The following is a 12,049-nucleotide window of genomic DNA, read 5'->3' as shown; positions in this document are numbered from 1 at the left end:
CGGGCCTCCGTCCCGCCTCTTCCGGCAGGACAACGCGCCTATTCTGCCGGTCCAGAGTCCCGCAAAACCCCGCAAACACGGGCTATCTCGCACAGTCCGCCCTGCCAGCTCCAGCATCCGGCCGGACGAGCCCGCCGGTCGCCTCGTTCCCACCTCCACCCCATCGAAGGCCAGAAAACCCATCAAACAGCCCCGCTGACGGTTCCTCTCAGCACCGCTCACCGCACTGGCGTCAGTCCCCGTGGGAACAAGCCGCCGAAACGATCGCTCTGCACCATCTCCGAGCGTTCGAACCTCTTTGATCGTTCGCTCAGCGACTTGATGCGGAGAGGTTGTTCCGGGCTTGGAGGGTCACCTCGGCCGGCGCCGCGTTGATGACTCGTTCCAGAAGGGATCGGGAGTTCTCGAGCTCGGTGATGGCCGCCGTGATGCGGTCGCGTTCCCGGCAGAGGTCGGTGACCAGGTCCGGGCAGGTGGGGACGAGATGGTCGGCTTCCTCTCCCAGACAGGGAAGGACGGTCGCGATCGTCGCGGTGTTGAGCCCGGCGGCGAGAAGGCTTCGGATTCGGCGGACGGTGTCGACGTCCGCTTCGGCGTACTCGCGGTAGCCGCTCGGGCGGCGAGCGGGACGAAGAAGTCCCTGCTCCTCGTAGTAGCGAAGCAGCCGTTCGGGCACGCCGGTCCGACGGGCCAATTCTCCGATGCGCATGTGACCTCACTCACCACGACTTGACTCTCACATCTGTGTGAGACTTTAGCGTCCTCAGCATGAGCAGTGAGAAAGTGCGAGCCGTCCAGATCGACCGACACGGCGGACCGGAGGTCCTCGAAGTGCGGCATGTGGCCGCGCCACGGCTCGGCCCGGGCGAGGTCCTGGTGCGCACGGCCGCGAGCAGCCTCAACCCCGTGGACTGGAAGACTCGCGAATGGCAGATCGGCGACCTGCCCGCCACGCTGGGCTGGGACCTCGCCGGAACGGTCGCGGTGAGCGATGACGTTCGCTTCCGTCCGGGTGATCGAGTGATCGCCATGTCCGCACAGATGGCCACCAAGCGCGGCACCTGGGCCGACCTGGTCGCCCTGCCCGGTGACCTGCTCGCCCCCGCCCCGATCAGCGTCCGCTTCACGGAAGCCGCGACACTTCCGCTCGCCGGCCTGACCGCGCTCCAAGCCCTCGAAAAGGCGCAGGCGAACGCAGACGATCGAATACTGATCATCGGAGCCGTGGGCGGCGTCGGCGGGCTGGCAGTCCAGCTGGCCCGCCGCACAGGTGCTCGGGTGGACGGCCTGGTATCGCGTCCTGAACATTTGAACGCCGCCCGCGAGCTGGGCGTAGAGACCGCCGCATCCGATCCGAGCACACTGCCAGATGCCTCCTACCAGGCGGTCCTCCACACCGGTGGCCCGCACGTGACACGAGTCCTGGCACCCGGCGGACGCTATGTATCGATCACAGACGATCCGCTTCCGAGCATCCCCGAGGCGTCCACTTCATACGTCGAGCAGAGCGGTGAACAACTGGCCGAACTCGCCGGCCTCGTGGACCGCGGCGACCTACGCCTGCGCGTGGCCGCCACCTACCCCGTCGAGGACGTCCGCAAGGCCCATGAGATCTTCGAGTCCGGCGGCCACCTCGGCAAGATCGTCATCACCTTCACTCCAGACGACAGGCCACCTGCCTGACGCGCGGGAGCCGAGCCCACCGCCCATCCCCCTGGACACCGTTCGCGAGTTCGACCGCCAGTGGCATAGACGACTCGGAGGGACGGAAACGGGACGAGCTGCCTCTATGCCGCAATCCGTGAACTGTGGCGGTCGCGGGACTCGGCTTTCAGAGGCCGGCGAGGCCTCGACGGATGGCTTGTTCGACGGGGGACGGGCCGTCCACGGACAAGGGGACGGCGGGCTCCAGGCCGGGCTGGGCCATGAACTTCACCGTGTCGCCGGAGTGGCGTTGGGCGGCGTGGACGAGGAAGGGGTGGCACAGGTAGACGTCGCCCGCGCGCCCCGTCGCCAGGGCTACTTCCCGGTACTCAGTCGCGGCTGCGGCCTTTTGCGCGATTTCCATGAAAGCGAGTCCGTCTTCCCCCGCGGGTTCCAGGAGCGGCGGGACGTCCATGTGCGAGCCGACGCGGATGCGGGTCGGAGCGTCGTGTTCGCTCACGTCCGAGAAAAGGAAAAGGACGAGCAGGGCGCGCCCGCGCGAGTTCAGGTTCACGCGGTAGGTCATGTAATCGGACGGGTCGGGTCCGGGGAAGCTCGACTCGATGTGCCAGCCGTCGTCGCCCGGGGCGTCGTCCGAGGGGAAGCGCACGGCGACGCTGCCGCCGACCGTCCGCCTCGGCACCCATCGTCCTTCCCCCACGAGAAGGTCGTAGGCCTCGAGCAGGCGCGGGCTCTGCGCGGCCTCGCGGAACGGTTGCTGTCCCTCGTCGACGAGGCGGATGACCGGTCGAGTCCAGGTCGTCCGATCGTCCGGGTCGCAGCCGGACGCCTGCCAGAGCAGCGCGCGGGCCTCGTCGGCGACGGCGCGCGGGAACGCCTCGGGGAGGTGAACGAAACCTGTGCGAATGAAGCTTTCGATGTCCATCGTCGCGCAGCCTGCCGGAGGGCCCGGCGGCCCGTCCAGCGAATATTCAGGCGTGGAGGAACACCGCGAGCAGCGTGCCGGCCAGCATGAACGGTCCGTAGGGGATCTGGTCCTTGCGTCCTGCGCAGCGGAGCAACATCAGCCCCAAAGCGAACAGACCACCGAGAACGAACATGCCGAACAGGCCCGTGATCCACCCGGCCCGGCCGAGCCAGCCGAGGTAGAGACCCAGGACGGGGGCGAGTTTCACATCGCCGAGTCCGATCGCGTTCGGAACGATGAACCATTGCACGGCGAACACGAGGAAGAGCAGACCCGAGCCCGCGAGCATCCCCACCCAGCGGGAGGGATCGGCGATCACGAGCAGGACGGCCGCGATGGGAAGGGACGGCAGGGTCAACGGATCCGGCAGCCGCTTCAGCGCCACGTCCACGACGCCGAGCAGCACGCACAGGACACCGAGAAACGCGAATGCCGGTAGCGCCGCCCCGAACCCGACGCGAACTGCCAGGACCGAGGCGAGCGCGACACACCCCGCGAGCGTCCACGCGCTGCGCAACGGCTCGGTCCAGTCGGCTCGGACCGACCACACGGGGGGACTCATGGCCTCGCAGCCTAGTGGCGGAAAACGCTCAGCTCGACGCCGCCGACGATACGTCCGCGGAGGACCTCGGCCAGCCGGTCGGACACCCGCTGCGCGGTCACCCGCTCGTCATGACCCGGCGCGACCGCGAACCGAACAGAAAGGTCCGTGTGCTCACCTTTGAACACTCGAACACCCTGAACGCTCGGTTCCGCTCCGAATGCCGCATCGATCGCGGCGAGCACGTCCGGGTCTTCGTGCGGGGGCGGGATGGGCCGTCCCTCGGCGAGCAGGTGCAGGCGCAGACCGTCCACGGCGAACGGGACGGGACCCGCGACGTCCACGACCAGCGCGTGCGCGTTGTCGTCGAGCGCGGCCGCGGCCGCCTGCTGCGCGGTGACCGCGACGGGCCGCGCGTCCGGTCGCCACGCCGCCATCGACTCCATGGACGTGAACCCGAGCACGCCGCGCCGCCCGTCCTCGCCGACGAGCGTGGGCAGGGCCATGTCGCTGGACTTCTCCCGCCGCAGCTCGCCCGGCGCGACGTCCTCCTCCTCGGTGAGGACGGCCACGATCGGCACGAGCAAACGTCTGCCGACGATCTCCTGGAGCACCACGTGACCGCCGACCCGTCCCGCCGCGTAGGCGGCGAGCGCGTCCCGCAGTCGGGGGTCCGCGCTCCCGTCGTCGTCGGGGAACTGGGGTTCGGGAATGGTCAGGTCCGGCACGGCACGAAGGTTACTGCGTCCGGCGGTCACGTTGGGACATGAGCCCGGCACGTCCCGTGATGGACGCTGCGGGCGGCTCGCCGCGAAACGCCGGATGTGATGTAATCCGCAGGTTTCCCGCCGTCCCTGCCGACCTGCCCGGACGCGCTCCGCGTCCGTCCCGTGGATGGCCTTCGCCCTCCTGCTGGGAGCTCCACGTGTCCGATCAGGCCTCTGAGCTGCGCGCTCGCTGGCTCGCGCTCGCCCCTTTCATCCGCCGCGAGATCCTCAGGACCGGCCGCGCCGGGGAGCCTGAAGCGCAGTGGATCGCGGTCAACTTCGCCCGGCTACAACTCCGCCGGGTTCGCGCGCAGATGCGGATCGCGCTCCTGGTCTACGTTGTGATCCTCGGCGGTTCCCTCGGCTTGCTGAAGGCGGCGGGCGCCTTCGGCAACGGAGAGGTCGTGGCGATCGCGATCGTTCTCACCGTGCCCTTCGTGTTCGGTTTGTTCGTCTGGGGGCGCGGACGTGTGATCGCGTTCAGTCGGATCATCACCTTGAACGAGTCCGTTCGAAGCAACACGTCCAGCGGGAGGCGGTTCGAGGCAGGCGACGTCCACCTCGGGACGGCCCCTGAGACACCCGCAGCCGCGGCCGGAGGGGTCGAACGGTTGGAGGTCCGGCTCGCACTGGGCAAGCTCGTCGTCCGCTTCGGCGGAATCGCGCTGGCGCTGGCGATCGCTGCGGCGATGCTGGCGGCGTTCGACCGGAGCATCGCCGCGGTCGCCGTGTGCGGAGTGGGCGCGGTGATCGTCCTCGCTTTGCTCCTCTGGACGCTCATTCGTGCGCGAAGGCACAACCCCATGGTGGTTCTGGCCGAAAACGGTGTTCGTGTTCCTGGATGGAACAAGACCGTCCCTTGGAACAGGGTGACCGGCGTCCGCGTCATCACGGTGAACGAACGACGCGGCGGCTCTCGTGTCCTCGCCCTCGTCGTGGACGATCCGGAAGCGCTCATCGCCGACCTCTCCGGTGCCTATGGGAGAGCGGCGAAGCGCTCGCTGAGCGCATACGGCACCCCTCTGAGCTTCGGCGACCACTACGCCGACACCACGGCCCACACGATCGCCGCCACGGCCTCCGCCTGGACCGGACTGCCCATCCGCTCCAGCTGAAACGTGTTCCGAACGCTCGTCGCGGATCACCCTCGGCCGCGCCTCTGAGAGGCAGGGCGTACCTGAGGCGGCCACATGCACGAAGCAACTGCGGTCTCGGTAATGCGCGCGTCCAGAACTGAGGGTGGTGGGGCGAGCCCGCGCCGCAGGAGCGCCCGATCAAGCCAGGCTGCTCATGTTCGTTTGTTCGTGCGGGGCCCGTTGGCTCGCGCGCTTGGACATTTGGCCAGGTGAGGGGGCGTCCGCTCTGCGGCCGAGTGGGCTGCCTGCCCGAAGATGCTGGTAAGGGCAAGTTGCCGGGAGAGGGAACGACGGGGCCGGGGTAAACGGCGTGAAGCTTCGGCGGGTGAATGTCAAAGGCGTGCGCCCGCCCGCTTGTAGGCGGGTCGGGCGCACGCGTTGTCCTGGTGGGGGCCTCACCAGGAGGTCGTTCGGGCGTATCGCCCCTGGACCGGTTACTTGAGGATCTTGAGGAGGTGGGCCGTGTCCGGGGTGCCGAGGCGGACGAAGAGCGGGACGGTGCGCAGGTCGGCGCGGTATCCGCGCAGGTCACCGCCCTTGATGACGCGGTGCCGGACGACGTCGTACCAGCGGCCCGGTGGCAGGTGCACGTCCCGGGTCGTCCCGGAGGCGAGGACGGGCGCGGCGAGCAGCGAGTCGCCCAGGAGCCACTCGTCCGAGACCGTGTAGGACGCGGCGTCCGCGGGGTGCTGGAAGAACAGCGGCTTCATGATCGGTTCGCCCGTCCGGACGGCGCGGGCCGCCTGGACGCGGATGTACGGCGCGAGCGCGGCGTGCAGCCGGGTCGCGGCGGCGTAGTCGCGGACGACTTCCGGCGGGTAGGTGACCCACTTCTTGTTCACGAAGTCGTAGACCTTGAGCGGCGAGGTCGACGAGTACTCGATCGGCATGACGGCGGCGGCCTGCGCCCAGCGGACGAGGACGTCGGAGGAGGGCGGCGGCATGCTGTCCGAACCGCCGATCATGTCGGTCGTGACGAACGGGTAGCCGATGACCGAAACGGCGAGGTTCTGCTTGACGGCGGCGTTCAGCGAGGCCCAGTCGGTGCCCTTGTCGACGGTGCGGGTGACGAAACCGTATTTCTGCGCACCCGTCCAGTGCACGCGGATGCCGGCGCCCTGGAGGTCGAACTGCTGCGCGAGTTCCGCGCCGAGCTTCCGGTAGGCCGCGGCGTCGAGTCCGTTGGACGCGGCGCAACGCTCATCGAAGAAGCGGGTGTCGAACTTGAAACCGTCCACGCCGTAGTCGCGCTGGAGCTTCTTGAGCTGGTCCTCGTACCACTTGTAGGCGGCGGGGTTGCCGAGGTCGATGAGCCCGGCCTTGCCGTTCCACCAGGTGACGGTGCAGGGCTGGGACGGATCCTGCTTGGACTTCAGAAGGTATCCCTTGTCCTTGGCGACCTGGTAGTCGTCGGCGTCGAGGTTGATCCACTGGGTGATCCAGACGCCGAACCGGTACCCCATGGCGTGGATCTGGTCGGACATGCCCTTGGGGTCGGGGAACTTGCTGTTCCAGGTGTAGTCGCCGTAATGGGTCATCCAGCCGTCGTCCAGCTGCATGGTGTGGCCGGGGACGCCCGCGTCGTGCAGTGAACGCGCGTAGTCGAGGAAGCCCTTCTGGTCGACCGTGGAGTAGAACTGCGCCCACGAGTTCCAGAGCGGCTTCTCGAACTGGGCGGGCGTCGCGCCGATCTTCTGCGGCTTGCCCGCTATGCCGATGTAGTCCTGGTAGACCTCGCGCGGTGTTCGTTCGACGAACACGGTCGTGTCCATGTTCGAAGTGTCGGTGACCTCGAAGTCCGCGACGCCCGGATGAACACGACCGAGCGAAACGTGCATCAGGTTCCCGGTGTTCACGTACAGTCCGGCGGATGTCGCGGTGAACCAGAACGGCTCGATCATCAGGTAGGACGCCGGTCCGAACGCGGTGTCGTTGACCTGCTCCTTGCCGGTCGCGGCGTCCAGCGGCCAGGGCTGCCGCGTGTCGGGTTCGCCCTCGGCGTCGGTCTTGGCCTCGCCGTGTCCGTACCAGTGCTTTCCGGACGCCATGTCCAGATGCATCGCGGCGGCGGTCGCCGTCGCGCCGGTGATTCCGGTCTGCACGCGGTACCGGTCGGCGGACGGCGTGATCTTCACGTTGAGCGTCGCCGCGGCGTCGGACGTCGCGACGTCGAGACTCAGCGTCCCATGCGACCAGCGAGCCTGGCGGACGCTCGTCGGCGTGATGTGCGACCCGTCCGCGCGGGTCACGTCGAACGCACCGCTGGACGCGGTCGCGAGGACGGTCTTACCGCCTCGGCGTGTCGTGATCGAGAAGGGGCTGCGTCCGATGTCGATGCGGTAGGCGCGAGCTCGGATGCTGACCGTTCGAGCGTCCTGGTGAACGGCGACGCGGGCGGCATCCGCGCCCCCGGTCTCGGCGGCGCCGGCGGCCTCGGCTTGGGCGGGCGAAGTTGCGACAACGGTCAGGGGCGCGATGAGCGCAGCCGCAGCGGCGGTGGCTGCTGCGGTGCCTCTTCTCCGGCGGTTTACTGGACGGCTGCGTCGGGTGACACGCGGCACGGGCACCTCACAGGAATGCTCGATAGTGAGCGTTTCTCAAGCATCCCGAGCGTAAGTGCGCAACCACCGGAGATCAATACTCACCACGCCCCCAACCGTCCCTACTGTTCAACCGAAGCACCCTCCACCCATCCGATCTCCGCCCTCACCCAGCGCAACCGATCCGCGCCCTGCCCCGTCCGCAAGACATCGCTCATCCGTCACGTGCGTGCGCACAACTTCGTGCACGACGGCCCCACTCTCCCAACACGGCATCACCCCGTGCACGCCATCCGCGCCGCTCGCCCCAGGCCGTGTGCATGGTTTCTGCGCTCCCCGGCCCTACGCGAAGTGCACCCGCTCATGGCACCGGCCGGCGCGACACCCGCAGGCTCAACACGCCGCCTGATGAACACGCCGCCTGCTCAACGCCCGCAATCTCAGCACGTCAGCGGCTTGCGCCGATCGGGGAGGCGTTCAAGCGTTCAAAGGCACGCTCGAATCGTCAAGTGTGCGAACCTGTTCATTTCCGCTCGGAATAGTTCTGTTGTGCTCGTCCGTGCTCGACCGGTCTCGCTGCGTGCTCGTCCGTACGCTTCCCCGCTTGGAGGAACGAGTCGCGCCTTGCGGCTCGTTGGCAGCGGTTCAGGTCTTCGTCCGCTGCTCGGGGCTTTCAGCGCCGGGGTTAGGGCGCGAGGCGGCGGAGGCGCTCTACCGCCTCGTCGATGACGGCCTCGCGTTTGCAGAAGGCGAAGCGGACGAAGTGGGCGCCGGCCTCGGCGTGGTCGTAGAACACCTGGGTCGGGATCGCGACCACTCCGGCACGTTCGGGAAGAGCGCGGGCCAACTCCAGACCGTCGGTGAAACCGAGCGGGCGGATGTCCGCTTGGACGAAGTAGGTTCCCTGCGGTCGCAGAGTCTCGAATCCGGCCGCGTCCAGCCCGCTGATCAAACGGTCGCGTTTGGACTGCAGAGACTTGCGCAGCTTCTCCACCCAGGCGCCCTCCTCGCGCAGCGCGTAGGCGGTCGCGCGCTGGTAGGGAGCGCTGGCGGTGAACGTGACGAACTGGGCAACCGTCCGGACGGCGTTCACGAACGGCGCGGGCGCGCATACCCAGCCGGTCTTCCAACCCGTCACCGAAAACGTCTTGCCGGTGGACGAGATGACGACCGTCCGCTCGCGCATCCCGTCCAGGGTGGCGAGGCTGATGTGCTCGGCGTCGTCGAAGGTCAGGTATTCGTAGACCTCGTCAGTGATCGCCACGAGGTCGTGTTCGCGACAGACGGCCGCGATCTGCTCGAGCTCTGCGCGATTGAACACCGTCCCGGTCGGGTTGTGCGGTGAGTTCACCATGATCAGCTTTGTGCGCGGAGTGACGGCGGCGCGCAGTTCGTCCGGGTCGAAGGTGAAGCGACCGTGCTCGGGACGCAGCGTGACCGTCCGGCGGACGGCCCCGGCCATCGCGATCATCGCGGCGTACGAGTCGTAGTACGGCTCGAAGACGATCACCTCGTCGCCAGGCTCGGCCAGGCCCAGCAGCGCGGCGGCGATTCCCTCGGTCGCGCCGACGGTCACGAACACCTCGGTCGCCGGGTCGTACTCCAGCCCGTACCTGGCCCGCCGCTGCTCCGCGACCGCCTCCCGCAACTCCGGGACGCCCGGACCGGGTGGGTACTGGTTGTCTCCGGCGAGGATGGCGTCCGCCGCGTGCTCCAGCATCGCGGTGGGGCCCGACTCGTCCGGAAAACCCTGCCCGAGGTTGATCGCGCCGGTCCGCACCGCCAGCGCCGACATCTCCGCGAAGATCGTCTCGCCGAACTCGCGCATCCGGCGGACCAGTGGCTCACTCACCCCGGCACTCTAACCGCCGCACCGCCTTCGCCTCCTCCCCGACCGCGGCCGAACCTGGGGCGCGTGAGCGAACGGGGCGGCGCCGACAGCGCTGAGGCCTTGACGTCGAAGGTGCTTTCGAACTGCCATGCACAAGTCTGGGTACGGGAGCCGGCCTGTGGAATCGGTGCGTTGTTCGACAGCGCGCGGGCCACCGCACGGCCTTTGGTATCAGTTCGAGTTGGACGCGGTCTTCTGGCGTCGTCCGGGGCGCCGAGAGGAAGTGCGAACGGCCGAACTCGGTATTCGTGTGCGATGACGTCCCAGGTGTGACCGTCGGGTGGACGGTTGTGCTCGACATGAGCCGGACAGTGTCTTTCTTTGGCGCGGTGCTGGTCGTGGAGCACGTGGACCGGCGTGTTTGAAACGTGGGGTTGGAATTCCGGAAGCGCCGGGTCCTAGGACGCAGGGACGGAGGAAGCCGAGGTCGCGGGATGCGGGGACGGAGGAAGCGTCGGGGGCGCGGGAGGCGGGGACGCTCTGTTGACGGGGACGCAGGCGGAGGGCCGGCTCGTTAGTGAGGCGTCAGGGTGGTTATTGCGGCGGCGACGGTCGTCGGGTCGGAGACGAAGGTCATGTGTTCGGCGTGGGGAATGAGAGTCGGGGGCGGGGCGCCTATGCGGGCGGCCGTTTCGGCGGGAGTGGATTTACTGAAGACGAAGTCGTCCGCGCCGAAGACGACGGACTTCGGGATGGTCAGGGAGCGGAGTTGTTCGAGGCGCTTGGTCGGGATGCCGACGACGCCGTTGCGCAGCATTTCCCAGACGGCCTTTTCCGCGCCGGGGACCATGAAGGGGCGGCGCCATTGGTCGACGCCTTGTTCGTCCAGGCGGGGGCAGCGGGGACCGCAGGCGCGAGCGTAGGCGGTGCGGACCAGCCAGTCCGAGCGGAGGGCCAGGCGCAGGACGGCCGTCCGGTACGGGTCGATGATCACATAGGCGGCAGGGTTCTTCTGGCCGGCGCCGGTGAGCAGGGCATCGCCGTCCAGGAGCATGAGGCCGCCGATGCCGGACGGACGGCGCAGCGCCGCCTCGGCGACCACGGCCGCGCCGCTGGAGTGTCCGACGATGACGGGCTTGGTCAGGTGCATGGCTGCGATGAACGCATTGACCTGGTCCGCCATGTGCGCGGCGTTGTACGGCGATTTGTGTTCGCTGTAACCGTTGCCGGTGAGGTCGATCGCGTAGACGTGGTGGGTGCGTCCGAGGACTTCGGCGGTGGGCGCCCATGCGTCGGCCGACTCGAACGCGCCGTGAACGAGGACGACCGGACTCCCTCCGCTCCCCCACTCGCGGTACCGCGTGCGGACGTCGCCGGCCTGGACGTACGACAGCCCGGCCGGGACGGCGGCGCGTTGCTCGGTCGTGAGGACGACGACCATGCACGTCGCCGTCACCAGACACCAGAGGGTCACCATGACCAGCAGCGTCCGCCGAGTCCAGCGCCGGAGCCGCGTCTTTCGGACGGGCGCGGCGCTCACGGCCGTCGCGACGTCCGGAGAGGACGCTTTGTGCGGTAGTTGGTCGGTCACGAACCCAAGGTACGGCTCTTGAACTCCCAGACGGTGGTCAGCGGGATGCAGAGTCCGGGCTGGACGACCTCGACGCGCAGGACGCCCGTCGCGCTGTCATAGTCCAAGCCCTCCGTCTCGAAACTGTGCTGAGCGTCCGCCTGGCAGGCGCTGACCAGCGGAATCCTGCCGAGCGCGGTGACCTTCCCGGCGACGTCGCGGCCGTCGGGCTCGTTGGCGAGGTCGATCTGGAGGAGCGGCCGGACGACGCCGCCTACGATGCCGTTCGCGTCGTCCGAGGAGCAGACGAGGCGGGTCGCGGTGGTGAAGACGCAGCCCTGCACGTTTCGGACGGGCTTGTCGAGGACGACGCGTCCGGTGAGCGGAAGGTCCTTCGACGGGTCGGCGGCGGACTTGTTGACCCTCGGCATCGGGGTGATGAGCAGGCGGTTCTCGGTCTCCCACTCACCGGAGACCAGCCACTGACCGTCCCGGCTGACGGCGGCGAAGGAGTTGTTCATCGCCTCCCCGGGGACGAGCTTGTGCACGAAATCGGACGACCGGAAGCCGTGTGCCGTGTCGTACACGCGGAACATCTTCGAGGTCGGCGTCGCGGCGCCGGACTGGTACGGCTCGACGACGTAACCGTGGGAGAAATCGGGATCGCCGACGTGGTTCCAGCCCTTGAGCTGGGCGTCCGGGGCGACGACGTTCCCGGTGTACCAGAGGTGGGAGCCCCCGAGAGCGCGGACGGTCGCGAGGCCCTGGTTCTGGAAGATGCTGCTGACCAGGTACGACCCGGTCGCCTGCCACGGGCCGACGGTCGGAAGCGACGCGGCCTTCGCCGTCGGCGTCCCGAGAACCTGCGCTTTCGGTGTCGCGGCGGTGTTCGACGTCGCGGCTTTCGGTTTCGCATCCGGCGTCGCCGCGGCGGCCGGGATGGACGGGGTGAGGGCGGCGCCCACGGTCAAAGTGCCCGTAGCGGCCAGGATCGCTGTGCGGCGCGGCATGTCGTCTCGTCCTCCCGGTGCC

At 68.5% G+C, this 12,049-nt stretch carries 10 protein-coding genes; 2 read left to right on the top strand and 8 right to left on the bottom strand.

The features are described 5' to 3' along the window. Positions 1 to 310: 310 nt before the first annotated feature. Positions 311 to 709, bottom strand: coding sequence for a MerR family transcriptional regulator (locus tag ACFPCY_RS11185; RefSeq protein ID WP_378254042.1), 399 nt, complete (start codon positions 707 to 709; stop codon positions 311 to 313). Positions 710 to 768: 59 nt separating this feature from the next. On the opposite strand from ACFPCY_RS11185, the gene ACFPCY_RS11180 reads away from it, so the two are divergent. Then, complete coding sequence (locus ACFPCY_RS11180; protein ID WP_378254040.1) at positions 769 to 1,683, top strand: NADP-dependent oxidoreductase; 915 nt, start codon at positions 769 to 771, stop codon at positions 1,681 to 1,683. 148 nt (positions 1,684 to 1,831) lie between these two features. Here ACFPCY_RS11180 and ACFPCY_RS11175 read toward each other — a convergent pair whose 3' ends face one another. The 3 genes from ACFPCY_RS11175 to ACFPCY_RS11165 are packed head-to-tail and all read right to left on the bottom strand — an operon-like array spanning position 1,832 to position 3,901. Further along, positions 1,832 to 2,590 carry a phytanoyl-CoA dioxygenase family protein gene (locus tag ACFPCY_RS11175; RefSeq protein WP_378254039.1) on the bottom strand — a complete coding sequence of 253 codons (759 nt, stop codon included), beginning with the start codon at positions 2,588 to 2,590 and terminating at the stop codon, positions 1,832 to 1,834. A gap of 46 nt (positions 2,591 to 2,636) precedes the next feature. Further along, positions 2,637 to 3,194, bottom strand: a complete 558-nt coding sequence (locus tag ACFPCY_RS11170) for a prepilin peptidase (protein WP_378254037.1) — start codon at positions 3,192 to 3,194, stop codon at positions 2,637 to 2,639. An 11-nt stretch (positions 3,195 to 3,205) separates the two neighbouring features. Continuing rightward, positions 3,206 to 3,901, bottom strand: a complete 696-nt coding sequence (locus tag ACFPCY_RS11165; RefSeq protein ID WP_378254035.1) for an SseB family protein — start codon at positions 3,899 to 3,901, stop codon at positions 3,206 to 3,208. Positions 3,902 to 4,098: 197 nt separating this feature from the next. Between ACFPCY_RS11165 and ACFPCY_RS11160 the strand changes: the two genes are divergently transcribed. Continuing rightward, entirely contained in the window at positions 4,099 to 5,055 is a 957-nt protein-coding gene (locus ACFPCY_RS11160; RefSeq protein ID WP_378254033.1) for an STM3941 family protein, read from the top strand. A gap of 455 nt (positions 5,056 to 5,510) precedes the next feature. Here the strand turns inward: ACFPCY_RS11160 and ACFPCY_RS11155 are convergent, their stop codons facing one another. The 4 genes from ACFPCY_RS11155 to ACFPCY_RS11140 form a co-directional block, all read right to left on the bottom strand. After that, positions 5,511 to 7,325, bottom strand: a complete 1,815-nt coding sequence (locus ACFPCY_RS11155; protein WP_378254031.1) for a glycoside hydrolase family 31 protein — start codon at positions 7,323 to 7,325, stop codon at positions 5,511 to 5,513. A gap of 976 nt (positions 7,326 to 8,301) precedes the next feature. Then, entirely contained in the window at positions 8,302 to 9,468 is a 1,167-nt protein-coding gene (locus tag ACFPCY_RS11150) for a pyridoxal phosphate-dependent aminotransferase (RefSeq protein ID WP_378254029.1), read from the bottom strand. Between the two features lie 553 nt (positions 9,469 to 10,021). Then, a complete protein-coding gene (locus ACFPCY_RS11145; RefSeq protein WP_378254028.1) occupies positions 10,022 to 11,038 on the bottom strand; it encodes an alpha/beta fold hydrolase in 1,017 nt (338 codons plus the stop codon). After that, positions 11,035 to 12,027 carry a hypothetical protein gene (locus tag ACFPCY_RS11140; protein ID WP_378254026.1) on the bottom strand — a complete coding sequence of 331 codons (993 nt, stop codon included), beginning with the start codon at positions 12,025 to 12,027 and terminating at the stop codon, positions 11,035 to 11,037. Before ACFPCY_RS11140 ends, ACFPCY_RS11145 begins: the two co-directional genes overlap by 4 nt. Positions 12,028 to 12,049 lie beyond the last annotated feature (22 nt).

The organism is Actinomadura gamaensis, from assembly GCF_042652125.1.
In the GTDB taxonomy this organism is placed as follows: domain Bacteria; phylum Actinomycetota; class Actinomycetes; order Streptosporangiales; family Streptosporangiaceae; genus Spirillospora; species Spirillospora gamaensis.
This window is presented reverse-complemented; position numbering and strand designations above follow the sequence as displayed.

Excerpts from the sequence above, each read along its gene's own strand:
- ACFPCY_RS11185 (WP_378254042.1), bottom strand. The coding sequence starts at position 709 with ATGCGCATCGGAGAATTGGCCCGTCGGACCGGCGTGCCCGAACGGCTG.
- ACFPCY_RS11180 (WP_378254040.1), top strand. The coding sequence starts at position 769 with ATGAGCAGTGAGAAAGTGCGAGCCGTCCAGATCGACCGACACGGCGGA.
- ACFPCY_RS11175 (WP_378254039.1), bottom strand. The coding sequence starts at position 2,590 with ATGGACATCGAAAGCTTCATTCGCACAGGTTTCGTTCACCTCCCCGAG.
- ACFPCY_RS11170 (WP_378254037.1), bottom strand. The coding sequence starts at position 3,194 with ATGAGTCCCCCCGTGTGGTCGGTCCGAGCCGACTGGACCGAGCCGTTG.
- ACFPCY_RS11140 (WP_378254026.1), bottom strand. The coding sequence starts at position 12,027 with ATGCCGCGCCGCACAGCGATCCTGGCCGCTACGGGCACTTTGACCGTG.